Genomic DNA, 26,777 nt, shown 5'->3' with positions numbered 1-26,777 from the left:
AAGTGTTTCTCCCCTACTTGCTGTCGTCGCTGATACTCAGCTCACGCTCTGCTCGGGCAATAATCATCGTGCGAAGTGTTTCCGGGGCTACTGCAGCAATATGCCGTGCATGAGCGATGCAGAATGCTACAAACCAAGAATCAGAGGAAACAGTCAAATGCACCTTCTCCCCCTCTCCATACGGCTCAATGGTCGCGCCGGGCAAGGTTTTAGTGAACGGCAAATCCCGCTGATCGGTGATGAACACCGCTTCGGTGCCATTGTCAAAGCTCCATTTGCGCAACTCACTGACCGGCATATTCGGAATATCAAGCTGCTTGGTGGGCTTGACCAGCTCTGCCTTCTCGATACGGGCCAGACGCAGCACCTGCCAGATTCGTGGCTTGCCATTGGCCTTGTCTATAGTTTTGTCTTTAGAGACAAACGCCTTCTTGTCTTTGGGTGCCGCTGAGCCGACATCGGTATACATTGCGGCGTAGTACACACCCTCATCGATAAAAATCTTTGCCGGAGCCACCAGCTTGCGCCTAGTGCGTCCTGTGCCATCAGTGTATTCCATATCCAATAAGGCGTCGGTATTGATGGCACGCTTGACCTTGGAAAAACTACGGGGCTCCAACTCATAGCCGGTAAGACTCAGCCATGGAGTTTGCCCGGGGCTGACATGCTTGCGCAGGCGCTCATACAATGATTCAGCTTGACCACGTTGCTTGTCTGGAAGTAACGGAGAATGTGCCAAGTAGCTGACAGAAGCGGTCAGCATGCTGAGATACTGCGGCGAAATACCAGCCAGTCGTTCCAACCCCAACGAATTGGTGGCGGAAACAATCCCTTCTGCGTCCAACAGAGGCCAATCAATATCAAAGAACTGACTACCTGCCATTTCGCCATCGTCAGACACCGTAGTCAACGTATTGATGTCCTTATGGATGATGTTGACGAATTTCTTCATCTCATCATCGTTCTTGGCTTTGCCGATGAACCGCTCAGCCAACTCATTCATGGAGAACTCTTCACCCAAATGAGCGGACAGGAAGAGCATCAAACGCAGTCGTCTATCGACTTCGCTTCCCGTCTGGAACGCAGAACCATTTTTCTTATTCTGAGCCTTGATGGATTCCGGATCACCCGGTTCACTGACATCGCGACTGATGGAAGGCGATACAACGGAAGCGCTGATCTGCCCGGCAGATTCATCGGCCAGCGCAAACAGGGATGCCGCATGCAGACGACGATGGTAAGCGTCAACAGCTTCCTGCGGGCTGACAATGGTTGCGCCGGGATGCTCCAACACATACATAGCCAAATCGTCGGAATCGGCATACGCCACGTTCAAGTGTTCGCCATCCACATCAATAGTGGCGGCGAAACGTCGTGAATCGATGACCTTGACCAACGTATCCGGAATATGCTGCGTACCCAGTCCCGGAGCGATGGAATCAAGTCCAAGACCGGGAATCGGGGTTTGGGGCACACGCGGCGTGGTACGCGAGGCATGTTGAGTCAGACGAGACTGATCCGGTTCCGAGGAGATGGACATAGAACGAGCCAGATAATTGGCTGCCGCAAGTACCGGCATATCCTCCGGCTCGAACATCAGACGGATACGCGGTTCATCGCCAAGCTGAAGACGATAGGACGCAAAGTCCTGCCCTTCCGATTTAGAAGAATATTCAGGTTGTCGCGATTCAATGGCGATGCCCATAGCCGCCAATTTGGCACGATCACGCTGGAATTGCTTGGCAAATGCCGCTTTGGCAGCTTGATCTGCCAGCTCTCCATACGAATCCGCGTATGCCTTCACACGTTGCGCAATTTGGCGGGAAGTGAGCCATTGCGGGAACGCGGATGACAGCACAGCCAATACGTCTAGCTCGTGCTTGCCCCATTTGTCGGAAAAACGCCGACGTCCGCTTGTGCCCTCTGCCATTAGTCCTCACGTATAGTTAAAGTTTCGTTATAGGTGTGGGTTGTCCCACACCTATATATTAGAGGCTTTTTTTGCAGTTGCGTGTCATTTCGCGAAATTTGTATATTTTTGTTTTTCCGCGTGGCGTAGCAGGTCACACCCAATCATCCGGCTCAATGCCCTGAGGACCAACATATTCGCCATTTGGCACATAACTGGGCTCGCCTTTATCCTCCAATTTCGCATCGGCAAACATGATCACATCGCGGCCGAATGTCCAATCACCTTGGATCGATACCGAATTGGCTGCGGCTAAGGAAGGAACCGCATAGGGGAACCGTTCATCGAAATCATGAATATTCTTGTAGTATCGAGCGTCAAGTTCCACGTTCGGGAAAATGTAGTTGCCATCTTCCATTTCGTACGAATCGGTGAGATGGAATCGATCGGAGCGCATGATAAACAGGTCATTCGTGGTCTTGACAGGCAGGAATCGCATGCGATCCACCTGCACGCAAATGGCTCCGTTGAACAGTCCGATAGCAGCTCCCATGGCGGTTTCCAGCTGAATTACTTCTTCAGTATCCGGATTGGTGGGATCAACGGTCTTCTTGTTGCGAATCACCGGAAGAGGCAGGACGCCATCGTATTCCGCGAGCTTTGCCTTAAGTGCGTCGATACGAATCCAGATCGAATTCGTATTGAAATACGGATGCTTCTGAATATCCTGAGCCGCTTGTTTATCATCCGGATGCACCTGACTCATTTCACGAAGCATCAAACGGCCGGTAACTTTGTCACGCACGATATGACCGCCCTTGCGATCCGCTTTGGTACGGATTGCAACTTCAGCCATGAACGGTGCGCCGGTATTCTCGAAATGCTGGGCCAAGGTACGCGAAGGTCTTGCTCCGAGGTTGTCAGAGTTAGAGATGAAGAGATATTCGAATCCGTGCTCCTGCAACGTGTCCAGCAATCCCGACTCCCAGATGGTGGAGAACAAATCGCCATGCCCGGGCGGGCACCATTCGAGATCCGGATTTTCAGGGAAGCTGACCGGTTCGCCGGTAGCCGCTACCAGTTTTGGTTCCTGATGCTGGATGATTTCCATCGGCACATCATGTTGTTCGAACTTACGATGATGCTTCAACACCTTCATCGTATCCGCAGAGGTACGGAACGAATTCATGAAGGTAAGCGGGAGCTCCACATTCAGTCTGGTCCGTGTGGTGAGCACCTGGCCGATAATGATGTCGATAAACCGCATCTGCTTGGCCTTATGCCTACGCACCGGCAGTAGTGATTTGGCGCAATCAAGTCCCATCGAGGTACCGAGACCGCCGTTAAGCTTCAAGAACGCGGTTTTGGCGAACGCATCGACCGCTTTGTCGTGATTGATAGTCTCATATACATCATGGAAGCTAGGCACTCGTTCGAGAGGCTCGATATCCTCTTCACGAATCCAGCTGGAAGCTTCTTCATGACGCCACACGTCATATAGATGATGGAACTGGTTGATTGCGGTTTCGCTCATACCGTGATCACGCATTTTCTGTGCGGAATGCTGAAACACCTCATTTTCAGCATCGGACTTCTGCTGTTCAGCAAGCGCTTCCGCATCCAGCGCCGCGTCGCCGGCGGCAACGGCATTGAGCTGGGCTTCATCGTTCAGTTCGGTCAATTCAGTTCCCTTTCGTATAACGACAAGGCACTAGTCTAGCGCTTTTTATCGCAAGTAAGGACAACAATATCCGTGTTCAATAGTGAAATATCAGTGAAAGCAACGGCAACGTCCATCATCTTGCATACGGATTATTGTTCGACTGGTTTTGCATATTGGTTCTGTACCGCATCTCGAACTTCATCGATAACGACATTGTCTGAGGATTCCACATCTACATTCGCGCCGTATTTGACCTGCAGCTGGGCACCCACACCGCCAGCGATGTCTACTGCATTGGAAAGCTCTTGAGGGTTGCCAATCGCCTTGACGACATATGTCGGCGTGATGGAGACGCCATCCGCAATCAGCCCGTCTTCAGCATCCTGAATATAAGTGGATGCCACGACTCGGACATTGTTGATAGCGATGACCTCGGCTCCGGCGTTGCGCAACTCTTCAATGAGATTGAACATGATCGAAGCATCCACTTTCGTGGTACCTCGGTCCACCTTAATGGTGATCCCTTTGCCCTTTGCCGGCAGTCTGCCGGAGATTAATCCGCTGGTTTCCTCATTCTGTTTTGCGATTTTTTTGGCCTGTTCTTGCTCGTCGGCCGCGGATTTCAGCGATTCCAGCTGACTGCTCAGTTGGTTTTTTCGTTGTTCGAGATTGGAAATCTGCGTATTTGATTCATTGAGCAAACGGACGAGTTCGCTTTCGTCCATGGTCTCGTATGTTGATTTGGTGTTGTTGATTTGACTCATATAGGCAAATCCCAGCAGTGCGCACATCAAAGAGACCAGCACGGAAGAAATCAGACGGGAACGAGTCGATCCACGGTCCAGACGTTTTTTTGGCTTTTTACGTACCGTCGGGAAGGAACCGGTTTCTATCCGATCGTTGACTTTGTCTTGTGCATGTTGATCGCGCATCTTATCGAGTAAAGTGTTCGACTGCTTTGTTCGCTTCATCGTCAGCTCCGGAAAATGAAGCGTCTAATAGCGGACACGTTGGAGAAGATGCGTATACCCAGCACAACGATGACAGCCGTTTGCAGCTGAGATCCCACACCAAGCTGATTGCCGAGAAATACCAATAGAGTCGCGGTCAATACGTTGGCAAAGAACGAAATCACGAATACGCGGTCGGAGAAACTGCGCTCGAAGTAGGCTCTGGCAGCACCCAGTAAGGCGTCAAGAGCCGCAACCACCATAATAGGAAGATACGGCTGCACAACAATGGGAATGTCTGGTTTGACGAATACACCAACAACCACGCCGATAATCAGACCTAGAACGGCTGCCATTACTCGTTCCTTTCCGCATACTGTATTTCGCTAGTGACTGCTGCCTTAAGTGTAATCGAATTGGATTTACTCACCTGCGGATAAATACCTGCCGCCTTGAACGATGCGTAGAGATTTGGCAAATGTTCTTCATTCATAGCTTGCGCAAGCGTGTTTTTATTCCCGATGGCCTCAATGGAATAAGGGCTTTCCACTGCAGTCATACCGATAAGAATATGACCTCCAGCTTTGCGAATAGACGTTTGTGCACCAAGCCTGTTCCCATTGATCGAAATGGCTTCAGCACCATTTTGAAACATCAGTGATACTAATAGCTGCAAATCGAGATCGGTAACGACTCGAATACTACTGGTCGTGCCCACACGATTGGAGGAAGTTCCCGACTGGCTTGCGGCGATGGGGTCCGCCAGACTCATCGTTATTCCTTCTCCGGTAACCGCCACTGTGCCATTGACCAACTCATCGCGTAGCAGTATATCGCTCTTCACGCTGCCGGATATTCTCTTCGACTGTTCATCGACTTGACTGCGTAAATCATTCACCTGCGAGGTCAAATCATCAATCTGGGAATTCCGATTTTCCAGCTGACTCGCCAATGTTTGCCTAACCTGTTTGCGCGGATCAGATTGGAGCTGCTGTACGAACAGGGAACCAGCGAATCCCACCCCGACGCAGATGATGAAAACAATCACGCGATTCACCCATGTGACAATCACTGAATGATGTTCATGGACCAATCGAGAGTCGGAGAACATTGGATCCATCGGACGATTCACCAAATCGTCGATAAGTCTAAGTGAGTCGTCGCTTGTTTTACGTCTTCTACGGCTTCGAATAGCAGAAGCGTCATCAGGAGCGAGCGCATGGTGCGAATCCGCGCCGCGGATTGACCTTGAAAACACGGACCGACGGCGTACCGGTTCGTTCTCCTTCGGCACGGGGAACGAAACCGGAGCCGACGTATCAGGCACCATATCGCTCACCCAGTTCCTTGCGAAGCAGACCGACGCCCTGACGGGTATAGATGTATCCGGCAAGCCAGTACATAGCAATGCCCCAGATACCCGCAGCAAGCGCAGCGAGGTACAACGTGTGGAAGAACGTGGTACGACCAAGATCCGCAAAAATGAGGCCCACGATAGACATCATCAGCAGCGCGGTTCCTGTTTTTCCAACGAAATGGACAGGCAAAGGCCCGTATCCATACTGTGCCAGCCAAAGTACTTGAATAGCCATCCACAGGTCCCTTAAGCCGACCACAATCAGCATCCACCAAGGAATGATACCGGCTATACCGAGCGCGAGAATCGAGCAGAAAATCAGTAAGCGGTCAGCGATTGGATCAAGAATCTGACCAATCTTGCTCACCTGATTGAACTTACGTGCGATAATGCCGTCCAGCCCGTCCGAAGCCGATGAAACAGCAATCAAAACCAGGGAAGCAAGCATTTCATGCCGTGAGATCAACACCGTAATGAATGGTATCGAAATAATGCGAAACGCACTGATGAGATTCGGCACGGTGAAATAGATATCACGTGCTTCCGGACTATAGCGCGTGTTCATATTCTGCTGATTGGTCATGCGCAGAGCCGCTACCTACATACGTGATGCTTGAAGGGCAGTGACGATGATGCCACGAGCGCCAACTTCGTACAAGTCATCCATAAGCTGATTGACTTTCGCCTTCGGTACCATGACGCGTACTGCATTCCATTGCTTGTCATGCAACGGAGAGATGGTTGGACTCTCAAAACCAGGAGTCACCGCCACGGCAGCTGCCACCTTACTCACCGGAATATCATAATCCATGAGCACATACTGATGAGCGGTAAGCACACCACGCAAGCGACGAGACAGTACCGCAAGACGCGGATCGTGTTCATCAATACGAGGTGAACGAATCAGGCATGCCTCGGAGTGCATGAGTGGTTCACCGAACACTCGCAGACCGGCGTTGCGCAGGGTGGTTCCAGTGGAGACCACGTCAGCGATGAGATCGGCTACACCGAGCTGTACAGAGGATTCAACCGCGCCATCCAAGTGGATGGTCTCGGCTTCGACGCCGTGCTCCACGAGGTAGTCGTGGACGAGTTTGTCAAATGTGGTAGCCACGCGCTTGCCTTGAATATCCTCAAGCTTGGAGATCGGGGATTCGTTCGGTGCGGCGAAGCGGAAGGTGGAGGCACCAAAGCCCAGCGGCAGGTGCTCGATGGCTTCCGTACCGGAGTTCTTCAGCAAATCCTCGCCGGTGATGCCTACGTCAATAGCTCCGCGTCCCACATATACGGCAATATCAAGCGGACGCAAATAGAACAGCTCGATGTCGTTGTCCGGATCCTGGACAACGAGCTGGCGCGGATTGGTGCGCAAACGGTAACCGGCTTCAGCCAGCATGTTCCATGCAGGCTCGGAAAGCATGCCCTTGTTTGGTACAGCGATTCTCAGCATGAGTGCTCCTCTCCTCTGACGGGAGTCTGGTTCAGCGCGATTGATTGGTGTGATGATTATAGTGGGCGAGGACGGAGTATCTCAGACCTCGCCCACTGACAGTGCTCACAGGTGCTTGTATACGTCCTCAAGAGTCAAACCATGCTTGATCATCATGACCTGTACATGGTAGATAAGCTGGCTCATTTCCTCTGCAGTGCGATCAGCACCTTCATATTCGGCGGCCATCCAAGTTTCGGAGGCTTCTTCGACGATCTTCTTGCCGATGAAGTGGGTACCCTTGTCAAGTTCGTCAACGGTCAAGGAGCCTTCGGGACGGGTCTGGGCTTTTTCGCTCAGTTCAGCGAACAGGGATTCAAACGTCTTCATTATTCATGTTTCCTTGGGATTGTATATGGTTTTGCATACTGTATGAGCATGGCGCCAGTTGTGAACGATGGTCCATGCCCATGTCGCAACAATTCAGTCCTTGTAAGCGGCCTCGGCCTTGGCGCGAATGTCGTCGATGGCCTGAGCGGGGCTTTCGGCACCGTAGACAGCCGAACCAGCCACGAGCACGTCGGCGCCTGCTTCGGCCACGATGTGCGCGGTCTTGGGGCTCACGCCGCCATCGACCTGAATGCGGGTCTTAAGACCGCGGCGGGTGATCTCATCACGTAGGCGACGGACCTTGGCCATCTGGTTGTCGAGGAACTTCTGGCCACCGAAGCCGGGTTCCACGGTCATGACAAGAACCATGTCGAATTCGTCGAGAATATCAAAGATGGGTTCGACCGGTTCAGCCGGACGCACCGCGAAGCAAGCCTTGCAACCCATGTCACGCAGCTGGCGAGCGAGACGCACTGGGGCATGAGTGGCACCCATGTGGAAGGAAACGGAAGCAGCACCCAGCTTAGCGTATTCGGGAGCCCAACGGTCCGGATCTTCAATCATGAGGTGCACGTCCACGGGCAGGTCGGTGACCTGGCAGATTCGACCCACGATCGGCTCGCCGAGGGTCAGGTTCGGCACGAAATGATGATCCATCACATCGACGTGGACCAGATCAGCATTGGAGATGGCCTTGAGATCACGCTCAAGGTTGCAGAAATCGGCGGACAGGATGCTGGGGGCAATTGCAATACTCATGGTTTACTACCTTATCTTTCAAATCGGACTTGCACTGTGTGCCGCCCGCTTTGTGCATTATTGTTAACGGTTCTTTTGCTTGTTCTTTTCTTCTTCGATGCGTTGGCGTTCGAGTTCGTCCGCGGTGACCTCCTGCAGTCTGCGTGCCTGGGCTTCTACATCCGGTCCATACTGGTAGAGCACCACGAAGAGGATGCAACCGGCAACAAACACGATGATGGCTGTCCAAACGTTGGTTCGCAGACCCAGAATCACCGTGGAGTAGTTGATGCGCACGTTCTCGATCCAAGTACGACCTAGTCCGTACCACATCATGTACATGGCAAATTGTTGTCCGGCCTGAAGACGGTTGGCCAGCTTACGCCCAAGAAAGACGATCAATGCGGCACCGATGAGGTTCCAGATCATCTCGTACAGGAAAGTGGGATGGAACAAAGTGGTGGTGTAGTCAGGGCATTGGGAGCCGTTGTAGCAGATCTCGGATTTGCCGATAGCATCCGCATCGTTGAGCTTCAGCCCCCACGGCAGGTTGGTGGGCCATCCGTAAAGCTCTTGATTGAACCAGTTGCCAAGGCGCCCGATAGCCTGAGCGACCAGCAGCGCGGGAGCGATGGAATCGGCGAAGATACCAAACGGGTAATGCCTATGCCGGCACCATAGGAAGGCGGTCAGCGCACCTACGGAAATGCCCCCGAAGATGGCCATGCCGCCTTCCCACACCTTGAGGATGTTCACCAGTTCACCGGTAGGCGGGAAGTAGGCGCTCGGCGTGGTGATGCAGTGGTAAAGACGCGCGCCGACCAGTGCGCATGGCACGGTTACCAGCGTAGTGTCAAGAATCTGGTCGAAATTACCGCCGTACCGTTTCCACCGTGTCGTGAGAATCCACACGGCCACGCATATGCCAATCAAGATGCAGATGGCATACATGTGGATGGTGAGTGGACCGACCTGGAATTTGGAGAAGGTCGGCGAAGGAATATAAGCCAGATTCATATTGCCTCGTATTGCTGGTGGTCATGCTCGTTGATGTACGCCACTACCCTACCGCGTCATGCACGAAACGGGAGCAGGCGCACCGTCAACGGGCGTTATGGATGCCCTCCGCAAGTTCCTCGGCCTTGGCAGCCAAAAGCCTGAGGCCTTCAGTGGTGTCACGAGCGGTCTTATTATCGTCTGCAAGCAAAGTGTGCACGAGCGCGGAGCCTACGATCACGCCGTCCGCATAGGAACCGACTTGAGCGCCTTGTTCCGCGGTGGATACACCGATGCCGACACATACATTCTTGGCACCGGCCTTCCTAGTGCGTTCCACAAGCATCTCCGGGGATGCATCAATGGTTGAACGCTCACCGGTCACACCCATGCGAGCGGCCGCGTAGACGAAGCCGCGCGCATTACGTGCCACGGTTTCAAGGCGTTCGTCAGCGGAATCCGGCGAGACCAAGAAAATGCGATCCAACCCGTGCCGGTCGGACGCTTCAATCCATTCACCGGCTTCATCCGGAATGAGGTCCGGAGTGATAAGGCCTGCGCCTCCGGCATTTTCGAAATCGGTAGCGAAGCGTTCAACGCCGTAATGATAGATGAGATTCCAGTAACTCATGATCAGCGGTACGCCACCAGCGTTGGCCACAGTCTCGACAGCTTCAAACACACGCTTGATGGTCTCGCCGTTCTTAAGAGCGATGGAAGACGCTGCTTGAATCACCGGACCGTCCATCACCGGGTCGGAGTAGGGCAATCCGATTTCGACGGCATCGACACCATGCTCGACCATGGTCCGCAATGCATCAAGACTTACCTCGGGATTCGGGAAACCGTATGGCAGATAGCCGATAAATGCCGGCTTGTTTTGAGCCTTGAACTTGGTGAACATCGCCTCGGTCTGACTGAGCTTGTGACTGATGCCTAACGGCTGACCTGATGGCGTGGTTGCTGTGTTGGTCATAATGTATTTCTCCTAACGCATTCTTTGGATCATGCCACGGTGTTGCCGTGTGCACCGGTGACGTCCAAGGCCTTGGCCTGATCGTCGGTCAGGTAACCGAACCACTTGCCCGCGGTGGCCATGTCCTTGTCACCACGACCAGAAATGTTGATGATCATCACGGCCTTGTCATAACCCTTGGCTTTGAGGTCGGCGGCAGCTTTGTACGCGCCAGCGACGGCATGAGAACTTTCGATGGCGGGAATGATGCCCTCGGTCTGGCTCAGGTCGCGGAAGGCGTTCATGGCCTCCTCATCGGTGGCCCAGGAATAATTCACGCGGCCAATGTCTTTGAGCCATGCGTGCTCAGGGCCAACGGATGCGTAATCGAGGCCGGCGGAGATGGAGTAGGTGTCGAGGGTCTGGCCTTCATCGGTCTCCAGCAGGTAGCTCTTGGCCCCTTGGAACATACCGAGCTGACCGGTGCCGGGGGCAAAGCGGATGGCGTGCCTGCCGGATTCAGGGCCGTTGCCGCCGGCCTCGTAACCATACAGATTCACTCGGTCGTCATCGAGGAACGCGTTCATCACGCCAATGGCGTTGGAGCCGCCGCCCACGCAGGCGCAAATCGCGTCTGGATGGTCAATGCCATACCAGTCCTTGAGCTGTTCCTTGGCTTCCTCACCAATGATCTTCTGGAAATCGCGTACCATAGCCGGGAACGGGTGCGGTCCGGCCACCGTGCCGAGCAGATAATGCGTATCTTTGACGTTGGTCACCCAGTCTCGCAGGGCTTCGTTGATGGCGTCCTTGAGAATGCGGTCTCCAAGCGTAACCTCGACCACCTCGGCACCGAGCATACGCATGCGAGCTACGTTCAGAGCTTGGCGACGGGCATCGATTTGTCCCATGTAGATACGGCACTTGAGGCCGAGCATGGCACATACGGTGGCAGTAGCCACACCGTGCTGGCCAGCGCCGGTCTCGGCGATGACGCGGGTCTTTCCCATGCGCTTGACGAGCAGTGCCTGGCCAAGCGCATTGTTGATCTTATGGGCACCCGTATGGTTCAGATCCTCGCGCTTCAGGAAGATGCGCGCATCGAGACCGGTCTTATCCTTGACGAGCTTGGCGAAGCGCGGTGCCTCGGTCAGTGGGCTCGGACGGCCCACATAGCGCTGCTGCAAGGTCATGAATTCCTTATGGAACTCCGGATCGGCCTTGGCTTCATTGTAGACTCGCTCAAGCTCGTCAAGCGCGGTAATCAGGGCTTCCGTCACGTAGCGGCCGCCGAACTGTCCCCAGTACGGTCCCTGATGTTCGCTTAACGGGGTGGTCTCGGATGCTTTCACTTGTGCTCCTGCCTTTACTAGTCGTTCTACTGCAAGTTCGTGATCGTCGGCGGTGGCCACGCCTTCGCCGACCAATACCGCGTCCGCTCCCGCGCGGGCGTAATCTTCAACTTCAACTGCGCCGAACACGCCGGATTCCGCCACTTTGATAACGTCTTCGGGTAGGTCCGCAGCCAATTCGTTGTACTTGTTGACATCCACACGCAGGTTCTTCAGGTTGCGTGCATTGATACCGATCACGCGGGCACCGGCCTTGCGCGCACGTTCGATTTCCTCACGGGTATGGGTCTCCACGAGTACGGTCATACCCAGTTCATGCGCAAGATCAAGTAGATGTTTGAGCTTGGTATCATCGAGCGCTGCCACAATAAGCAGCACCAGATCAGCGCCGTGTGCACGAGCCTCGTAGATCTGATAATCGGTGACGATGAAGTCCTTGCGCAATACCGGGATATGCACGGCGGCGCGTACCTTGTCCAAATCGTCAAGTGAGCCGAGAAAACGGCGGCCTTCAGTCAGCACAGAGATAGCACTTGCGCCGCCCTTCTCATATTCGCGGGCCAAACCGGCAGGATCCGGGATATCGGACAGATGGCCCTTGGACGGGGAGGCGCGCTTGATCTCGGCAATCACCGGAATGCCATCCGTGCGCTTAAGCCATCGCGTCGCATCTATGGGAGCCGAGGCCGCCAGCGCGGCCTTTTTCACTTCCTCCAGTGACACGGTACGCTCGCGGGTCTGCTGATCTTCCAGCGCGCCCGCTACCAGTTCGTCCAAAACCGACATGATCCTCCCTTTGTTGGTGATCGATCATGCGACACTCTAGCCATGGTCTGCCCGGCCAGTTTGCCCTGTCCTACATTTTGGGCTATCGCTCGTAATGGTCCGAATGCAGATACTGGTTCTGGCAGGTGATGGGGCCTCGTCCGAAGCGAAATATTCTTCGGCCTATGCCACCAGCGATCGCAGCAACGTGATTTCATTACGATGAGTATCAGGTGTCTGTTCCTTGGTCTCCAGAATCATCGGCAATTGCGCCATATATGGGTCGTTGACCAGTCGAGTAAAGAATGGGATGCCAAGGTGTCCCTCACCGATATTGGCGTGACGGTCCTTGTGCGATCCAAGTCCGAATTGAGAATCGTTGACATGGATGGCTTTGACATTGTTTAAACCAATAATCTCATCCAGCTGACGCATTACTCCGTCATAATCGTTCACGATATCGTATCCAGCATCCAACACATGGCAAGTATCGAACGTAACACCAACGTTTGCGGTATTGTCAACATCATTCATGATCATGGCAAGCTCTTCGAAACTGCGTCCGCACTCGGTGCCTTTGCCGGCCATAGTCTCCAGCAATACGGGGATGCCATGCGCGCGCTCCAGCACCTGATTCAGCCCCTCACTGATCAACCGGCATCCGGTTTCGGAGCCTTGTCCTACGTGCGCTCCTGGATGAATATTGATGTAGGTTTCCTGTCCTGCTTCACGAATCGGTGCCAGCAGTTCTATATCCTCAGCCAACGCCTCTATAGCGAACTGGCGTTTGGCCTCGTCCTTGCTTGCGAGGTTGTATACATATGGCGCATGGACTACCAACGGCCCGTATCCCTCGGCCTTGAGCTGCGTGCCGAACTCCGCTGCCTCAGATGGTTCCAGGGCTTTTGAACGTTTACCATACGGAGAACGAGGAAAGAATGCGAATGCGGAACCGTCTTCATCGTGTGATCGTTTCAACAGCGATTTCCATCCGCCGGATGTCGATAAATGAGATCCGATGAGTAGCCTTGTCATCTCGTTCCGCCTTTCGTCCATTTATTCGGTTATCGATATCTACGGTAACCGTACATTACCGGAATTTGAATCCGTTCTGGATGACCGGGAAAGCTGTAGTATAGGGCTATGTCTATAAATTGGTGGCGAGTTGCGCGTTTGGTTTGTTGCGCTCTTCTTCTTATCGCTTCTGTAGGCAAAAGCTTGCTTCTTGTTGCTTTGGCTGTGATCGCGATTCTTCTGGATGTAGCTGACTTGCTCTGGGAACGGCATCAGTACAACCAACGTAACCGGCAGTGATTGTTTCTTTGGCTCTATACAACCGAATATGCACGTAATGATTGGCATATCAGAATGGAAGTACTTGTTGAAGGTGAGGTAACTGTCGGATCAGCGTGCGGCCATCATCTGCCGGTCCGAATGAGGCGACTTCATGGAAGGCGAGCTCGCGGGACAACTTGACACCGTCATTGTGCGCGTCTGCAATCAGAGTCGCGCCATCAACCGAACGATCGAGCCAGACATCGGTCATGCTGTGAGACACCAGTAGAGGCATACGATTGTGAACCGTGGCCGGACCATCCACCGCCTGACAAGTAAGTATTGTCGCGGTCAATAACCATGGGGAACGGCCCGTTCGCCACCAAGAGAACAGGCCAGCCAAGAGCAGCGGCGCATCGTTCGGCGAGTGGAAGTAGTACGGACGGCGGCCATGGAATTCAAAGTATCCAGAAACGGGAATAATCGCGCGCATGGATTGAGCTGCGCCGGCGAACGTAGGTTTGTCGCACGCTGATTCGATACGCGCGTTATACGTGGGGTATGGCAGATCCTTGCTGTCACTCCACGACGGAATCAATGACCAGTACGCACCGGTCAAATGACGCCGGCCGTCCCTCCCCTGCGCCAGGATGCCGATGGTCTGCTTGGGTCGGAAGTTGTACGACGGCTGCGGAAGTGTGACTGGATCCGCGCTATCTTCATCCACGTCGAACTGATTCGCAATCGCATCCCAGTCCAAGTCGGCCGCAAAACATCTGCACATGACGTCAGAATATCATCCGGTAATCGTAACGGTCGGGGCAAGAAATGCGATAGGGGTGACCGGCGAGGGGCTCGCTGTGGCAGGTGTCCCTCGCCGCGATGGCCAAGGCGCACGGTGTGGCGATTGCGACAATCGCACTTGCATACCATTGTTTGAGTTCATGCGCCCGCCATGGGCGCGATGCCCTCTGTTGGGGCCGAACGGAGCTGGCAAGTCCACGACGATGAAACTACTGTTGGGTCTGACCTCGGCGACGAGCGGTGACATGTGGATGCTGGGTGAGAAGGTGGGTGGTCGACATCGGTTGCAGCCGGGGGCGCGTGGGTTCTTTTAATCGGGGGGGCGAGCTTCTATCCGGGACTTAGCGGTATCGGCAACTGCCGTATAGTGCCTGATTACCTGAATCTGCCGTGTACGACTGCACCAGATATTCTCAAGCAGGTCGGTCTGGTCGGTCATGAGGGCAAGAAGGCGAAGAATTACGCGCTGGGCATGAAGCAACGGCTCGGCATTGCGATGGCGTTGATCCCGCAGCCCGAACTGCTCCTGTCGGATGAGCCGACGAACGGGTTGGACTCGGAGGCTGGGACTGAGGTACGTGAGATGATCATGGGCCTGAGTCGTGAACAGGGCATCACGGTGATCGTCAGCTCGCATATTCTCTCGGAGATCGAGAAGATGGCGCCGGTCGTAGGCGTCATCGGTGCCGGACGCCTCGCCGCGCCCGCCGTCGCGGGATGTATCCACTTGCCCTGATTGCCGGTGCCTCAGGCGTCCGCGATCTCGCCGGCATCACTGATCTGGGCTCCATGCTTGTCTCGGTGATTGTCGCCTCGATCTAGGTCATTATCGGTGTCTTGATTTTCTGGAGATTTGCCAAACGAGCCGTCTGATAGTGGAAACCATGACCATCGAGAGGAGGAATTCAATTTCTGCATCATGCGCAGCAGCGGGGCTTTATCGTCGCTCATGTGGAAACCGGGCGTCGCCCCGACGACGCATTCTAAGCCGATCTGTGCTTCGCCGTGACTTGCGAGGTCGTCACCAACGCCATCCGTCACGGCCGTGACCTGCACCGCATCGTCATTGCATGGGATCACTCAACCAACGGGACATTGGCCGTGATGACAAGGAACGACGGCTCCGTGCAGAACGATTTGGCAACACGGAATGGGAACCAGAACGGCACCGGCATGGGATTGGACAGACTGAAGCGCATGGTCACGGATGCCGGCGGATCGTTCGAGACGGGACCAGACGGCATGGACTATACGCTTAAGGCGTATTCGAAACCTCCATCAGTGTTCCGGGAGCCCTGATGCCTGCACTGGTCGGATGGCTGTTGCAGACACCTCAGCTTGGGTTCTGTGCGGTCATGATGCTCGTCGTTATCTGTGCGAGCGTTGGCCTGCTGCTCGCCTGTGTCACTCTGACGAGGAATATTCCTCTGCCGTCGCAGTGGGAGCAGACCGAACTGTAAAGGAATAGTCGACGGTATGCGGCAATCAGGCAAGAGCGCCCCGCAGTAATCGCGGTGTGCCCTCGCCTACCAGAATCGCCTCGTCGTTGCGCATCGTCTTCATTGCGTACCGTTCACTATCGGCGGTAGGTGATTGCCTCACTCGGTATAGTCGATCAGCAGCGAGGCGGCGGCGGTCTTCACGCCGTTGAGAATCAGCCTGACCAGCCGATCACGGTCCGTTGCGAAGGAAGCCGGTGAGTTGATGACGCAGGTTGAAGATGCCCACGGAGTCGCCCTCGTCGTTGACGAGGATGTATTTGGTGGCCGACACCCAACCGTCCGGCAACCCAATACCCAACGCTCCGCCGCGCGCATCACATGCGACTGTTTGGCGGTCAAATCAAACACATAACGGGCATGCGTCGCGCGACCGTTGGCCAGCGCGACCGCCACCTCGCTGATGTTATCCACCCGTGCCTTGTCCATCACGCACTGCGCGTCTGCGTCCCAGCCGTTCCGGCACATCCAAGCCATGTTCACGTTGGGAAGTTCCCACCGAATCAGCGGCAGCATCCTCAACGTTAGCTGATCGTTATCCACTATCGCGAGGCTAAACCGCTCACCGTTGTACATATGTCGTCTGCTTCCCCATGCTCCCATGTCACGGCATATCGTGGCTGTTCCTTGATGAATTGCCTCGTATTGCTTTTCGCGAGACACATCAGTGTTCTTGACGGTCCTTGAACCAACCGGACCAGTCGACCACGGCCTCAATGTTATTGCCGTCCGGATCCAGTACGAACGCCGAATAGTAGTCAGGATGATAAGGCCGTGGACCAGGAGCTCCATTGTCTCGGCCGCCGGCTGCGAGCGCGGCCTGATAGAACGCATGTACGGCTTCATGATCAGGAGCGAGGAATGCGATATGAGTGACCGGCGAGGTGGTCTGCCCAATATCCACTGGCGAGACGTAGAAATCGGAGTGGAGTGTACCGTCGTCCACTCCGAAGCCGATCGTCGGCTCATGATGCGCCTTGGCGACGTAGCCCAGTGGAGCGAGCGCCTTTTCATAGAACGCGATGCTGCGTTCAATATCCTGTACATGTAACGTGATGTGATCCAACATGATTGCCACTGTACGCGCATTGTGTTTGGTCGGTTTGGCTCCTAATCACTATTCTCAGATGCACTCCAAATGATGGCGTTTTGCTATTCCCGACCGATTACCATGGAATCTATAAGTATCGCTACGGAACCAATCATCGAGGATTTTTCGTAGCACTTCATCGGTCATAGGAGACTTGCATGTACAACGTTCTGGAATCGTTCGCATACGACTAAGCGGGTTGGCGGTTCGTTTTCCTGCCGTTTCCTCTATCGCTGCGAGCTAATTAAGGCTCGCGCGATTTGTTGTTATGCCTGATTTCAGAACGCATCCCATGAACGCGATTTGCGATGCCATAACCAGCCGTAATTCGATTGGCTTTCGCATGCCGTTCATGGCAATCATGAAACGAGTTTCACCATGAACACCGATATTCACTCACCTGCCCACTCCCCTGCCGACGTTGCACACAGCTCCCGTTCGCTGTGGAGTCTGTCCGCATACCGCAACTGGTTCATTGCCGATACAGCCGATGTTTTCGCAGTCAGTCTACGTACGTTTGCCATACCGCTGATTGGTCTGGCTTTATCCGGCTCTGCTTTTATCTCGGGTCTACTAGTCACCATCGAAGCTGCCATAGGGCTTGTGCTTATGTCGATTGGCGGCGCGATAGCTGACCGTCATGACCGTAGATGGCTGATGATTCTGCTCGGACTCGTCGGCATGGTGTTATCTATGTCAGCGACCGTTCTTCTCGCTTTTGGCATGATGAATGCAGCACTATTCATGCTGTTTGTCATCATGTTCGCCGTGATGAACGGCCTGTTGGGACCGTCCAACGATGCAATGCTCAAATCAATCGTGCCAATGGAACGATTCGCCAAGGCGCAGGCGATACGTGAGGCGCGCGAATCCTGCGTCGAACTGTCCGGCGGGGCGATCGGCGGACTGCTGTATAGGATCGCCGGTTGGTGCCCGTTCCTCGCGTCCACAGTGCTTTATCTGGCAGCGGCACTCACTGCACTGGCATTGTCGAGGAAAACGACGGTCGCAGCCGAGAGCGGTCCGGCGGATCAACAAATCGCTAGTGACCCGACAATGGATTCGTCATTCCTTGCCCAGTTTCTTGAAGGTTGGAGATGGACGTTGACCAGACGGACGGTTCTTGCAGCCATCGTCCAAGGAGCGGTCATCAACGTCGCTTGCTACGGAAGCATCATCGGCGTACAAATCATGCTTGCCTCACGCGGTACGGACGCTGCGCTCATCGGCATGGTCGGCACATCCACAGGCATTGCCGCATTGATTGGTTCGCTGGCTGCCAGCTGGTTGGTCGATCATATTCCGACCGGCAAGCTCATCATGCTCACCTTTGGCGTGTTTACGGTTGCGATGATACCGTTGCTGTTCACCGACTCATACGGTGTAATCGTCGTATGCATGGTGATGGCTTCCCTGCTGTTCCCCGCGCTGAATGCCGGCGAACTCGGCTTCATCTACGGACGCACACCGGATGATATGCAAGGAAGAGTGTCTACCGTATTCGAGACCGCAATCGGCATTCCCGGAGCCTTAACACCTGCACTGGTCGGCTGGCTGCTGCAGACGCCCGGACTCGGCTTCCGGGCGGTCATGATACTGGTCGTTGCTTGTGCAGGCCTCGGCCTACTGCTCGCTTGCGTCACCCCGACGCGCAACATCCCACTGCCATCACAATGGGAACATGCCGAGCTTTAAGACAGAAGTTTCATTGTCACCCGTTGCTGTCTTTGGACAATGGATGACAATAAACGTGGAACCCCGATACGTTGCCATAATTGGTATGTCTAGAGCAGGCAGATTCACGGTTCGAGTGAAAGGAAAAACAACATGGATGGCAGCACGGAACACAGCCAGGAACAGACTTCGGATGCACAACACGGATATCGCCTGCCGGCTGGAACTGAACGGTGCTCGAAGCTGAAACCAGTCACACAGGCTCCGAGCGCACTGGAGCGGGTCAAGGCCATTGTGGACATTCTGTATTCGCCGGGCGGATGCCCTTGGGATGGTAAGCAGACGAATCGTTCGCTGCTCAAACCGCTGCTTGAGGAGACCTACGAGTATGTGGATGCGGTTGAAACGAACGACAGGGATAACATGCGCGAGGAGCTGGGCGACGTGTTGCTGCAGTCGGTGTTCCAAGCACGGGTGTGCGCTTCCGACTCAACCGATCCATTTGACATTGACGAGGTGGCCGATCGTCTGGTGAACAAACTCATTACCCGCCACCCACACGTCTTCGAGCCTGATGATGCAGAAGATGAGGCGCAAGTAGTAAATGAGGTTACGCTTTCTCCGGAGGAGACACTCGCTCTGTGGGAACGGATGAAACAGCAGGAGAAGCATCGCAAGTCCGTGCTCGAAGGCATTTCGCATGCACAAGGTGCGTTGCCGCGAGCGGCCAAAGTGGTCTCACGCATCATGAAATCAGCGCATCGGGATGTGTTGCTCGCCGTCTTCGATGAGGCGATCAAAACGAATGATGCCCAGAATTGCAACGAAGAAGCCATGCCGGATTCACCAATCACAACGAATCCTTCTGACTCGAAAGCCTCGACTTATGCCGATGAGATCCTCGCCATCGTATGCCATGCTCAATCCGAGGGAATCGACATCGAAGCTGCCCTACGCAACCGACTGCGCGATGTAGAAACCGCCATCGCCTCGCAGGAGCAAGAACTTGACGGCGAAGCATGATTATTTGTTAGGAAGCACTCCGCTATGCAATCCGTTGAGTATGCGCATGGCTCGGTTTGGCATGTAATTTTGCCGTGAGTCTGGTGGCTTCGATTTTCCAGACTGTAACAGCGTTCACCTGTGCATCGGTGAATTCGACATGCGGCATATGCGCCTGATGCGCCATAAGCAACTGCAGTCCGCGGCGACGTTCTTCGAGATCATCCACAATCGAGGCGATGCCGTTACCGATCACCGAAGTGAACGCCTCACCCCAATTGCAGGCCGTGCGCCCCTCTATGACCTCGCAATCGGTTCTCATGGCGAATGATACGGGCAACTGATTATCGGCAGCGCGGATGGCATCGAGTTTGCGCCCGCGTGCAGCCGAATGAATCCATAGCGTGAGGGAGTCGGAAGCCGAATCATAGTCGTATCCGAAGTTGAGCGGCACCATCGTCAGACCTTCGGCATCCACATATGCGACATCGACAATATCGCAGCGGCTGATGATCTCACCTATCTGCGCGAAATCGACGATCTCCCGATCCGCTCGCCGCATTCTGCGATGTTCACCGGCTACAGTGCGCTCGTTGTCTCGGCGCTTTGAAGAAGCCGAACTATCGACTGATCTGCTGTCGTCGCTCATCGCGCTCCTCCCTCACTCCTATGCTGAGATGCGTCATGCCGCTCAATATTCTCTCGATAGGCTTTCAGCGCATCAATTACCGGAGGGAAATCAATGATGACCGTGTCATACAGAACGTCCCAATCAACTTCACCATATTCATGAACTATTCGTTGCGTAGACCCCGCAGCTCTTTCCAAGGAACATCCTTTACCGATTCGAGCAACGAGTCAGACAGATGCGCAGCACATTCCTGTGCCTGTTCGATTTCTTTGGCCGCCGAATTGCGATCTTTGCGGCTTAAAGCCAAGGCCTCACCTTCGGAAAAGGCGGAAACATCTTCATATGCATATTCCAGATGCTCGATGAGTTCATCCAATAGAAGCGCATCCCGTTCTTGAGCACGTATCATACAATCCTCGTCAAATCATTCTTAATGGAATCGTAAAAACGTTTTCCGGATGCAGTATGCTCAGCATTAAATAACAACGTGCGCATGGAGAGCAGTGACACCGGCGAACCAAGCTCCGACTCCAAATCATCTTTCAATGACAAAACAACTCCGGCAGTGGCCTTGTTTCCTGCATTCAATCGATAGATAAAATCAACATCAGAATGGGGGCCGTTATCTCCCCTGGCGACCGAGCCATATACGTACATCTCCCCTACGCCATGATTCGCGGCAGTGCGACGGGCGACATTCCGCACCTGATCCAAGGTAGGAAGACTCATATACTCATGATACAAGTTCTCAGAAGAACTCTCCTCTGGAGTAGTCCTACTTCGGGAGCACGGCAGGGACACCGAGCTTATGCAATTCCTCAAGCGCATTGCAAATGGGAATTCGTTCTTGTTCGATGCGGCGATAGCGAAGGGTCGCGTCACTGCAAAGTTGCATATACAGTTTTCGTTCTGATTCCCGTAATCCCAATACAGGCTTGGGTTCTCTCAACTTAATTTCGGTACCGCGTTCGGTCAGCTCAGTGCCAAACTGGCAATAGCGATCATATGCGGTACAGTCCATTAAAATTGAGTCGCATGGGACGCCTGATTCACGCAGTGATGACAATATTTCCAAGCCATCAGCGTCCATATCTCCCCAATAAACGATATGCATATTTCGCAACGCTGATATCTTTGGAACCGCATTGCTCACAGCACTACCAGAGCCCCATATGCATATACCATTGGGAATAAGGGGCATAGACTGATAGGTATCTTTATTCTCGACAACAATCACATATTTCGCTCCTGCGAATGCATCACCTTCCCATGGAAGCAATATGATACGTTCGAGTTCAATGTCGTCATACGCGGGATCAAGATAACGGAATCTAAGTTCTGTTGGGCGGCCTGCAAGGTTTAAGGCTTCGATGCCAAGAAGTTGGCAGATGGCTTTTCGACGTTTTGTTCTCGTCTCATTGAGCCATTTGCTGCTGAATCCAGTCAAAGGCACTTGCCTCGGTGTGATGCCGGACACGTCATTATTTTGAAAATAATGCGCTGCTTTAACGATTAGGTTGAAATCCAGCTCCTCTTCATTGTTTGTCATCCGAACCACTGCTGAGATCGTCTCAGGACTAACACTGAATTCAGCAGATAGCCAGTCGATGCGACGGCGGATTTTTCGGTACTCTTCTACTTCTGATTTTTTGAGTATTCGTAGTACCGTCAATTCGTCTGGAACCGATATTTTGGATACCAATTCAACAGGAGTCCCTATTACACGATGCACCGTTTCAAATTTGCAACCGCATTTATTCGCCCATTTTTTGATAGCGTTATTGTTATTATGCACGGCAACAGCGTTAGCTTCTAGCAAGGCCTTATTTGGTAATCCCACTGATATGGTAATTGGCCATGTCAGCGCGATATCAAATTTATGGTTGTTTATATGATTACTGACTTGCTCAGTAATTGCTGCTACATCTTTCATCTTCACCATAGCGCATCATTACCGTTCTTCTGGTAACGGCTGATCCGAGCCGAATGGGGCCTCTTCATCGATGCCATCCAGGCTGGCTTCGCGCAGGGAAGTGAGGCCAGTGTCAGAATCCTTGTAGGTCACGTATGCTTTGGTGGACACCTCAAGGATTTCGCCGGTCTTGCTCTCCGGAGCAGACACGATGACCTGGAAGCCAAGTCGTGGTAGCACGCTCAAAGCACGCTGCGTATAACGGCCGTCCGCCTTGATCAGCGCCTCGTCAAGGAACAGTGTGGTGTAGCTCGGTTTCAGACGGTTCTCCATGCCGCCGCCCAGCAGGTAGATCAATGCAGCGCCATAGACGAACGAAGTGAGCTCCTGCAATGCGCCGCCTGATCGGCCGCCGGTCGAAGTGATGCGCTCGTCCGGGCCATCCGCATGATGCACGATGGCATAGAACGAAGAGCGACAGCGCGGGTCGAGATTGCGGGCGCCGTATTGCTTGATGCCGTTCGCATCCTTGACTTGAGCAAGCTCGTCCTTCAGCAGCGCGATCATCGGAGCGCAGGCAGCGAAGGCACGGCGGGATTCGGTGCGCTTTGCCGAATCATCCGATGCTCCGTCAGTGCTCTTCCAATCGTTCAAGATGCCGATGGCTCGCGTGAGCTGACTGGAGAACGCGCGTTCCGGCCGGCGTACATCCGCTTGCAGGGACAAGCTACCGTGTTTGGGTCCGAACTGCTGGCCTTTGAGCATGGCGTTGATGCGGTCAAGCTGGTCATGAATGTCGGTGGCATCGGTGTCGATGGCTCGCTTGATGGTCAGGAAGCTCATCAGCAACTGGTCGAGGCAACGATGGTATTCGGCTTCCGTGGCCGTGGTGGCGGCCAGCTGCGTGAGGCTTTCGAGCTCATCGAGGTAATAGCGATAGTCTTCCACGCTGGCGGTGAGCGCATCATCATCCGCCGCCCAGATGCCGATATAGGCGCTCATCTTCGATTCGACGGCCGTACGTGCCGCGGAAGCCTGCGCCTTCAGCATGGTGATACGTGCGTCGATATCCTTGACCATGCCTGCGAGAACCCGTTCGGCGAAATCAGACGAGGCAGCTCCCGCACCGATGATCATATGCGCTCGCATCGCCGCACCTTCCAGGCCAGCGAAACGATTCTCATAGGCTTCAGCCAGAACGGCAGTCACATCGTTCGGCATAGCCGGCGCAGTCGAAGTTTCTGCGCCGGTCTGCTTTTGCGCTGTATCCGCATGCTGATTCAGCCACAGGAGTGCCGCTTCTACAGCCTGTGAGGCCGAGGTTGCAGACTGTTCGGCTTGCATGCGGCGTTCGCCCAATTGCTCCAGTTCAGCGGTCAACTCATCCTTGCGAGCGGCAAGTTCGGCGAGCTTGGGATCGTTCTTGATGGAGGCAATGGAAGCTTCGATATCCGCGATAGCCTTGCGCGCCCCATCGATGTCGATGCGCTCCCAGGATGTGTAGGCGAGCTGATTGGCGAGTTCGAGCTCGCGATGCAGTTTGTCCGATTGCTGCTTGGCTGCTGTGTAATCGGCATTCGCCTTATGCAATTTCCCTTGGGATTGATCGATTTGCTGCTTGAGATTATCCAGATAAGCTTCGTTGACGAATCCGATGACTTGTGCGCGGTCTTTGATGCCGTGCTGGCCGCGTGCACCGGATTTGATTTGACCGTCCGTCTGCACTTGGCGGGTGGTGCGGTCGGTGTCATCGATGGTGCTCACGCAGAGTGCATCGTAACGATCGGCTCGGGTCTGCGAGCGCAACCATCCGGCGAACGGTGAATCTTCACGGTAACGCAGCTTGCCAGAAAGCCAATCGTCTTCTGCGTGTGCGGATTCGTCAACGCCGGCATGGTTATCGTCGGCTGCATAGTCGCGTGTGGTGTCTACGAACTGCCAGGTGCGCCGGCTCATCGCATGCGGGTCGATGGTGCTGACTTTGGCTGCGAAGCCTTGTTCGTGGCGCTTGTCCACCAGAATGGTTTGCGCGAAGGAGCCATAGGCCACGTTCATGGCGATGCGCCATTGTTCGTCGGTTTCCTTGACGTCCATGAGTTCGGCCACATACGGGAGGTCCGCCGGAGTCAATCCGGTGGCGCGTGCCAACATCGCCCGGGTTTCATCCATGTGCTGGGTGATGCGGGTACGCTGGGATTCTTGGCGGTCATAGTCGCGTTGCAATCGTTCGAGCGCATCTCGCGCTGCTGCTCGCGTGTTCATGGCTGCCGCGAGCTGCTCCTCGCATGCGCTGACGCGATCATCATAGGTGCGCTTGAATTCCACGGCGTTGATGCGTCGTTCGGTCCACGCCTGTTCGCTGGCAGGTAGTTGTTCATCAATGGATGCGAACGTTTGTTCGATGCGTTTGCGGGTGGATTCGGTCTCCTCCAACGCTCGCTTGGCTTGGCCCAGTTCCATTTCGAGGCGAGTGAGGTTGCCGCCATCGAGTCCTTGCATCTGACCACGGATCATGTCGATGCGGCTGCGCAGGTTTTCGGCATTGCGTCGCGCGTTGCGCGCTTCGGACTCATAGGCTTGCGCTTCGCTGCGATCTACAGGCAGTTGTGCACTGACTTCCGCGCACATGCGCGTCATAGCCCAATCATGCAATGGCGCCGAAGCGCCCTCGCCATCGCCGTCTGCAACAGCATCGAACATATGTACGCACTGGTTGGCTTTGGCATACTCGCCATAGGCGTCTTGGATGCCATGCAACGCATCCATACGCTTGGTTTTCTCCTCCATCGCATGGAAGTTTGCGTCATAGCGTTCGTAATCCTCGACCGTGGCGCGCGCGAGCTCCAATGCTTCCGGTACGCCAAGCACGCCTTGCTTGAAGATGTCGTCGAGCTTGGAGGGCGCGTCCGCAGACTGGATCTTATGCAACAGTCGGCAGGCCTCCTCGCTCAGGCCCATAATCGACCAGATGTGACTGTGGAACGCCTCCGCGCTGGGGAAGGTCAGGCAGTCGGGGTAGGTGTCGCGCAATTGGCCAGGCGTAAACGGTGATTCACGATACTGGTCCATGAGCCTCGGGTCGATGGGCTTGCCCCAGACCGCGTATTGGCGGCGAACGTCGGCGCGACCATCGCCGGGCATCAGGTAGAGGAATTTGGCGCAGGACAGGATTTGCCCGGAGGTCTGGTTTCGGTAGGTGTCTACGATGGCGCCCCAGACCGCCTGTGGCGCTCCGGTCGCCTTGTCTTTGCCGCGCAGGTAGATGGGTTCGTCGCCATGCTCGCTGCTGCCCACGCCGATCATGCCCCGCAGATATGTGTAGTCGCTGCGTTCCGAACGCCCGGAATTGGATGCTTTGTTGAACGGCGTGCCTGTCGGGTAAAGCAGGGAAATCTGCGCATCCACCAATGTGGATTTACCGGATTCACTGGCGCCGGCGAGCAAAGTTACCGGGAGGGTGGAATCCGTGGAAGGGCGGAATTCGTGATAACCCTCGTAGGAGCCCCAGTTGACGAGCCTGCGGCTGACCATCATCCAACGGTCGGCGATCATCTGCAGTTCAGCTGCCATCTCACTCCCCTTCCTTCACAATGTCGTTCGTATCGTCTGCATCATCATCTTCACCATCGCCGGTCGCTGCTTGCGCGTCGCCATCCGAGGCGACGAACAATGGTTCGGTAAAGAGGCTTTCATCCGGAATATCCTCAGCCGACGCTTCCGAACTGGTGTCCGAATCGTTCGGTTTGGGCTCCTCGGCACCCGTATCATGCACATCGGCAGTGTCATCCAAGTTCCTTGCCGCGGTGTCCAGCCATGTGTCGGCCAGTTCGCGGTCAAGCACCACGGGCACCAGTGGGGTGATGAGATACATGGCCTCATCATCCAATCGGTTCAGGTACCCATAGGTGATCATTGCGGAGACGATGGCGCTCACCTGTTTTAAGACGCCTTCCTCATCGTTGCGCGAGGCAAGATATCCGGCACCGGATGCGAGCGCGGCGCGAATCTCCTCGAAGCTCACCAGCCATTCGGATTGATCGGTTCTGGTGTTCTCGTATTCGAGCACACGGATGCGCAGGAAGGCAAGCAATGCCGCCTCCTCGCGTTTCAGACTGGCGCGAGTTTTGAGCGCTCGCAATGCCACGTTGTCGTTGGCCACCGGAGTGGCGTACATGATGCGGTAGCGTTCGTTGACTACGAGGGCGAGCAGATCGTTGTTGAGTGAGCGTTCCACCGCCTCGCGATTGTCGTTGACCAGATCGTAGAGCTGGCCGGAAATATAGCGTTCGCGCTTCAATGCGATGGCGGCCATGCGCGCATCCGCGGTCATATCGCCGTGGTCGTCTTCAAACAGGGCGTATGGGTTGGCGACTGGTTCGCTCATGC

General features: G+C 54.6%; 28 protein-coding genes and 1 pseudogene. 6 read left to right on the top strand and 23 right to left on the bottom strand.

All coding sequences use genetic code 11. The features are described from left to right. Positions 1 to 13 precede the first annotated feature (13 nt). The 14 genes from CUU80_RS02150 to CUU80_RS02085 all read right to left on the bottom strand — a co-directional run bounded on the left by CUU80_RS02150 (position 14) and on the right by CUU80_RS02085 (position 14,563). Positions 14 to 1,930 carry a helix-turn-helix transcriptional regulator gene (locus tag CUU80_RS02150; RefSeq protein ID WP_100495729.1) on the bottom strand — a complete coding sequence of 639 codons (1,917 nt, stop codon included), beginning with the start codon at positions 1,928 to 1,930 and terminating at the stop codon, positions 14 to 16. Positions 1,931 to 2,063: 133 nt separating this feature from the next. Next, positions 2,064 to 3,590 carry a UTP--glucose-1-phosphate uridylyltransferase gene (locus CUU80_RS02145; RefSeq protein WP_100495728.1) on the bottom strand — a complete coding sequence of 509 codons (1,527 nt, stop codon included), beginning with the start codon at positions 3,588 to 3,590 and terminating at the stop codon, positions 2,064 to 2,066. A 131-nt stretch (positions 3,591 to 3,721) separates the two neighbouring features. Beyond that, positions 3,722 to 4,543: a DUF881 domain-containing protein gene (locus CUU80_RS02140; RefSeq protein ID WP_100495727.1), complete on the bottom strand. Its 822-nt coding sequence runs from the start codon at positions 4,541 to 4,543 to the stop codon at positions 3,722 to 3,724. A gap of 2 nt (positions 4,544 to 4,545) precedes the next feature. After that, positions 4,546 to 4,878: a small basic family protein gene (locus CUU80_RS02135; RefSeq protein WP_100495726.1), complete on the bottom strand. Its 333-nt coding sequence runs from the start codon at positions 4,876 to 4,878 to the stop codon at positions 4,546 to 4,548. Further along, the gene (locus tag CUU80_RS02130) at positions 4,878 to 5,852 is read right to left on the bottom strand and encodes a DUF881 domain-containing protein (RefSeq protein WP_100495725.1); all 975 of its coding nucleotides are present in this window, start codon (positions 5,850 to 5,852) and stop codon (positions 4,878 to 4,880) included. Before CUU80_RS02130 ends, CUU80_RS02135 begins: the two co-directional genes overlap by 1 nt. Further along, on the bottom strand, positions 5,842 to 6,462 hold the full coding sequence (locus CUU80_RS02125; RefSeq protein ID WP_100495724.1) for a CDP-alcohol phosphatidyltransferase family protein: 621 nt from the start codon (positions 6,460 to 6,462) through the stop codon (positions 5,842 to 5,844). Before CUU80_RS02125 ends, CUU80_RS02130 begins: the two co-directional genes overlap by 11 nt. Before the next feature lie 15 nt (positions 6,463 to 6,477). Further along, positions 6,478 to 7,329, bottom strand: coding sequence for an ATP phosphoribosyltransferase (gene hisG, locus CUU80_RS02120; RefSeq protein ID WP_100495723.1), 852 nt, complete (start codon positions 7,327 to 7,329; stop codon positions 6,478 to 6,480). Positions 7,330 to 7,434: 105 nt separating this feature from the next. Next, on the bottom strand, positions 7,435 to 7,698 hold the full coding sequence (locus CUU80_RS02115) for a phosphoribosyl-ATP diphosphatase (protein WP_100495722.1): 264 nt from the start codon (positions 7,696 to 7,698) through the stop codon (positions 7,435 to 7,437). Positions 7,699 to 7,791: 93 nt separating this feature from the next. Further along, on the bottom strand, positions 7,792 to 8,457 hold the full coding sequence (gene rpe / locus CUU80_RS02110; RefSeq protein WP_100495721.1) for a ribulose-phosphate 3-epimerase: 666 nt from the start codon (positions 8,455 to 8,457) through the stop codon (positions 7,792 to 7,794). A 63-nt stretch (positions 8,458 to 8,520) separates the two neighbouring features. After that, complete coding sequence (lgt, locus tag CUU80_RS02105; RefSeq protein WP_100495720.1) at positions 8,521 to 9,453, bottom strand: prolipoprotein diacylglyceryl transferase; 933 nt, start codon at positions 9,451 to 9,453, stop codon at positions 8,521 to 8,523. Positions 9,454 to 9,538: 85 nt separating this feature from the next. After that, positions 9,539 to 10,408 (bottom strand): tryptophan synthase subunit alpha, encoded by an 870-nt coding sequence (gene trpA, locus CUU80_RS02100; protein WP_100495719.1) that lies wholly within the window; start codon positions 10,406 to 10,408, stop codon positions 9,539 to 9,541. 29 nt (positions 10,409 to 10,437) lie between these two features. Then, the gene (locus tag CUU80_RS02095; RefSeq protein ID WP_100495718.1) at positions 10,438 to 12,525 is read right to left on the bottom strand and encodes a bifunctional indole-3-glycerol phosphate synthase/tryptophan synthase subunit beta; all 2,088 of its coding nucleotides are present in this window, start codon (positions 12,523 to 12,525) and stop codon (positions 10,438 to 10,440) included. A gap of 162 nt (positions 12,526 to 12,687) precedes the next feature. Beyond that, positions 12,688 to 13,539: a deoxyribonuclease IV gene (locus CUU80_RS02090; RefSeq protein ID WP_100495717.1), complete on the bottom strand. Its 852-nt coding sequence runs from the start codon at positions 13,537 to 13,539 to the stop codon at positions 12,688 to 12,690. A gap of 328 nt (positions 13,540 to 13,867) precedes the next feature. Then, on the bottom strand, positions 13,868 to 14,563 hold the full coding sequence (locus CUU80_RS02085) for an SOS response-associated peptidase (protein ID WP_100495716.1): 696 nt from the start codon (positions 14,561 to 14,563) through the stop codon (positions 13,868 to 13,870). Here CUU80_RS02085 and CUU80_RS11185 point away from each other — a divergent pair. Continuing rightward, positions 14,562 to 14,897: an ATP-binding cassette domain-containing protein gene (locus CUU80_RS11185; protein ID WP_369333084.1), complete on the top strand. Its 336-nt coding sequence runs from the start codon at positions 14,562 to 14,564 to the stop codon at positions 14,895 to 14,897. The genes CUU80_RS02085 and CUU80_RS11185 overlap by 2 nt on opposite strands. Before the next feature lie 53 nt (positions 14,898 to 14,950). Beyond that, complete coding sequence (locus tag CUU80_RS02080; RefSeq protein WP_279324963.1) at positions 14,951 to 15,319, top strand: ATP-binding cassette domain-containing protein; 369 nt, start codon at positions 14,951 to 14,953, stop codon at positions 15,317 to 15,319. Between the two features lie 11 nt (positions 15,320 to 15,330). On the opposite strand, the gene CUU80_RS02075 is transcribed toward CUU80_RS02080, so the two are convergent. Next, positions 15,331 to 15,534 (bottom strand): hypothetical protein, encoded by a 204-nt coding sequence (locus CUU80_RS02075; protein ID WP_133119385.1) that lies wholly within the window; start codon positions 15,532 to 15,534, stop codon positions 15,331 to 15,333. Between the two features lie 54 nt (positions 15,535 to 15,588). On the opposite strand from CUU80_RS02075, the gene CUU80_RS10835 reads away from it, so the two are divergent. Together CUU80_RS10835 and CUU80_RS10735 are read left to right on the top strand one after the other, a co-directional pair. Further along, positions 15,589 to 15,882, top strand: a complete 294-nt coding sequence (locus CUU80_RS10835) for a hypothetical protein (RefSeq protein ID WP_133119384.1) — start codon at positions 15,589 to 15,591, stop codon at positions 15,880 to 15,882. Next, a complete protein-coding gene (locus tag CUU80_RS10735; protein WP_165775789.1) occupies positions 15,882 to 16,043 on the top strand; it encodes a hypothetical protein in 162 nt (53 codons plus the stop codon). Before CUU80_RS10835 ends, CUU80_RS10735 begins: the two co-directional genes overlap by 1 nt. A 214-nt stretch (positions 16,044 to 16,257) precedes the next feature. Here CUU80_RS10735 and CUU80_RS02070 read toward each other — a convergent pair. Beyond that, positions 16,258 to 16,395: pseudogene (locus CUU80_RS02070) on the bottom strand (GNAT family N-acetyltransferase); the annotation flags it as partial. A gap of 351 nt (positions 16,396 to 16,746) precedes the next feature. Then, complete coding sequence (locus tag CUU80_RS02065; RefSeq protein ID WP_100495946.1) at positions 16,747 to 17,151, bottom strand: VOC family protein; 405 nt, start codon at positions 17,149 to 17,151, stop codon at positions 16,747 to 16,749. 399 nt (positions 17,152 to 17,550) lie between these two features. Between CUU80_RS02065 and CUU80_RS02060 the strand changes: the two genes are divergently transcribed. Then, positions 17,551 to 18,867, top strand: coding sequence for an MFS transporter (locus tag CUU80_RS02060; RefSeq protein ID WP_100495714.1), 1,317 nt, complete (start codon positions 17,551 to 17,553; stop codon positions 18,865 to 18,867). A 132-nt stretch (positions 18,868 to 18,999) separates the two neighbouring features. Then, on the top strand, positions 19,000 to 19,869 hold the full coding sequence (locus tag CUU80_RS02055) for a nucleoside triphosphate pyrophosphohydrolase (RefSeq protein WP_100495713.1): 870 nt from the start codon (positions 19,000 to 19,002) through the stop codon (positions 19,867 to 19,869). Between the two features lie 22 nt (positions 19,870 to 19,891). On the opposite strand, the gene CUU80_RS02050 is transcribed toward CUU80_RS02055, so the two are convergent. From CUU80_RS02050 to CUU80_RS02025, 6 genes are all read right to left on the bottom strand, one after another. Next, entirely contained in the window at positions 19,892 to 20,497 is a 606-nt protein-coding gene (locus tag CUU80_RS02050; RefSeq protein ID WP_100495712.1) for a pyridoxamine 5'-phosphate oxidase family protein, read from the bottom strand. 145 nt (positions 20,498 to 20,642) lie between these two features. Continuing rightward, entirely contained in the window at positions 20,643 to 20,888 is a 246-nt protein-coding gene (locus CUU80_RS02045; protein ID WP_100495711.1) for a ribonuclease HepT family protein, read from the bottom strand. After that, positions 20,885 to 21,208: a nucleotidyltransferase family protein gene (locus CUU80_RS02040; protein WP_165775788.1), complete on the bottom strand. Its 324-nt coding sequence runs from the start codon at positions 21,206 to 21,208 to the stop codon at positions 20,885 to 20,887. The genes CUU80_RS02045 and CUU80_RS02040 overlap by 4 nt, the downstream gene beginning before the upstream one ends. 46 nt (positions 21,209 to 21,254) lie before the next feature. Next, positions 21,255 to 22,421 (bottom strand): DUF3322 and DUF2220 domain-containing protein, encoded by a 1,167-nt coding sequence (locus CUU80_RS02035; RefSeq protein WP_100495709.1) that lies wholly within the window; start codon positions 22,419 to 22,421, stop codon positions 21,255 to 21,257. Between the two features lie 9 nt (positions 22,422 to 22,430). Continuing rightward, on the bottom strand, positions 22,431 to 25,961 hold the full coding sequence (locus CUU80_RS02030; protein WP_100495708.1) for an ATP-binding protein: 3,531 nt from the start codon (positions 25,959 to 25,961) through the stop codon (positions 22,431 to 22,433). A gap of 1 nt (position 25,962) precedes the next feature. Continuing rightward, positions 25,963 to 26,775, bottom strand: a complete 813-nt coding sequence (locus CUU80_RS02025) for a DUF4194 domain-containing protein (protein ID WP_439329961.1) — start codon at positions 26,773 to 26,775, stop codon at positions 25,963 to 25,965. Between the last annotated feature and the right edge of the window lie 2 nt (positions 26,776 to 26,777).

The sequence above is a fragment of the Bifidobacterium scaligerum genome (genome assembly GCF_002802865.1).
GTDB classification, from domain to species: Bacteria; Actinomycetota; Actinomycetes; order Actinomycetales; family Bifidobacteriaceae; genus Bifidobacterium; species Bifidobacterium scaligerum.
This window is presented reverse-complemented; position numbering and strand designations above follow the sequence as displayed.

What these genes read in the sequence shown, in the direction of transcription:
- CUU80_RS02095 (WP_100495718.1), bottom strand. Translation starts at nt 12,525, where the DNA reads ATGTCGGTTTTGGACGAACTGGTAGCGGGCGCGCTGGAAGATCAGCAG.
- CUU80_RS02130 (WP_100495725.1), bottom strand. Translation starts at nt 5,852, where the DNA reads ATGGTGCCTGATACGTCGGCTCCGGTTTCGTTCCCCGTGCCGAAGGAG.
- CUU80_RS02075 (WP_133119385.1), bottom strand. Translation starts at nt 15,534, where the DNA reads ATGAGCGACGATAAAGCCCCGCTGCTGCGCATGATGCAGAAATTGAAT.
- CUU80_RS02065 (WP_100495946.1), bottom strand. Translation starts at nt 17,151, where the DNA reads ATGTTGGATCACATCACGTTACATGTACAGGATATTGAACGCAGCATC.
- CUU80_RS02050 (WP_100495712.1), bottom strand. Translation starts at nt 20,497, where the DNA reads ATGAGCGACGACAGCAGATCAGTCGATAGTTCGGCTTCTTCAAAGCGC.
- lgt (WP_100495720.1), bottom strand. Translation starts at nt 9,453, where the DNA reads ATGAATCTGGCTTATATTCCTTCGCCGACCTTCTCCAAATTCCAGGTC.
- CUU80_RS02140 (WP_100495727.1), bottom strand. Translation starts at nt 4,543, where the DNA reads ATGAAGCGAACAAAGCAGTCGAACACTTTACTCGATAAGATGCGCGAT.
- CUU80_RS02090 (WP_100495717.1), bottom strand. Translation starts at nt 13,539, where the DNA reads ATGACAAGGCTACTCATCGGATCTCATTTATCGACATCCGGCGGATGG.
- CUU80_RS02040 (WP_165775788.1), bottom strand. Translation starts at nt 21,208, where the DNA reads ATGAGTCTTCCTACCTTGGATCAGGTGCGGAATGTCGCCCGTCGCACT.
- hisG (WP_100495723.1), bottom strand. Translation starts at nt 7,329, where the DNA reads ATGCTGAGAATCGCTGTACCAAACAAGGGCATGCTTTCCGAGCCTGCA.
- CUU80_RS02125 (WP_100495724.1), bottom strand. Translation starts at nt 6,462, where the DNA reads ATGACCAATCAGCAGAATATGAACACGCGCTATAGTCCGGAAGCACGT.
- CUU80_RS02045 (WP_100495711.1), bottom strand. Translation starts at nt 20,888, where the DNA reads ATGATACGTGCTCAAGAACGGGATGCGCTTCTATTGGATGAACTCATC.
- CUU80_RS02115 (WP_100495722.1), bottom strand. Translation starts at nt 7,698, where the DNA reads ATGAAGACGTTTGAATCCCTGTTCGCTGAACTGAGCGAAAAAGCCCAG.
- CUU80_RS02030 (WP_100495708.1), bottom strand. Translation starts at nt 25,961, where the DNA reads ATGGCAGCTGAACTGCAGATGATCGCCGACCGTTGGATGATGGTCAGC.
- CUU80_RS10735 (WP_165775789.1), top strand. Translation starts at nt 15,882, where the DNA reads ATGCCTGCACTGGTCGGATGGCTGTTGCAGACACCTCAGCTTGGGTTC.
- rpe (WP_100495721.1), bottom strand. Translation starts at nt 8,457, where the DNA reads ATGAGTATTGCAATTGCCCCCAGCATCCTGTCCGCCGATTTCTGCAAC.
- CUU80_RS02060 (WP_100495714.1), top strand. Translation starts at nt 17,551, where the DNA reads ATGAACACCGATATTCACTCACCTGCCCACTCCCCTGCCGACGTTGCA.
- CUU80_RS02135 (WP_100495726.1), bottom strand. Translation starts at nt 4,878, where the DNA reads ATGGCAGCCGTTCTAGGTCTGATTATCGGCGTGGTTGTTGGTGTATTC.
- CUU80_RS02150 (WP_100495729.1), bottom strand. Translation starts at nt 1,930, where the DNA reads ATGGCAGAGGGCACAAGCGGACGTCGGCGTTTTTCCGACAAATGGGGC.
- trpA (WP_100495719.1), bottom strand. Translation starts at nt 10,408, where the DNA reads ATGACCAACACAGCAACCACGCCATCAGGTCAGCCGTTAGGCATCAGT.
- CUU80_RS02055 (WP_100495713.1), top strand. Translation starts at nt 19,000, where the DNA reads ATGGATGGCAGCACGGAACACAGCCAGGAACAGACTTCGGATGCACAA.
- CUU80_RS02035 (WP_100495709.1), bottom strand. Translation starts at nt 22,421, where the DNA reads ATGGTGAAGATGAAAGATGTAGCAGCAATTACTGAGCAAGTCAGTAAT.
- CUU80_RS02025 (WP_439329961.1), bottom strand. Translation starts at nt 26,775, where the DNA reads ATGAGCGAACCAGTCGCCAACCCATACGCCCTGTTTGAAGACGACCAC.
- CUU80_RS02085 (WP_100495716.1), bottom strand. Translation starts at nt 14,563, where the DNA reads ATGTGCAGATGTTTTGCGGCCGACTTGGACTGGGATGCGATTGCGAAT.
- CUU80_RS11185 (WP_369333084.1), top strand. Translation starts at nt 14,562, where the DNA reads ATGACGTCAGAATATCATCCGGTAATCGTAACGGTCGGGGCAAGAAAT.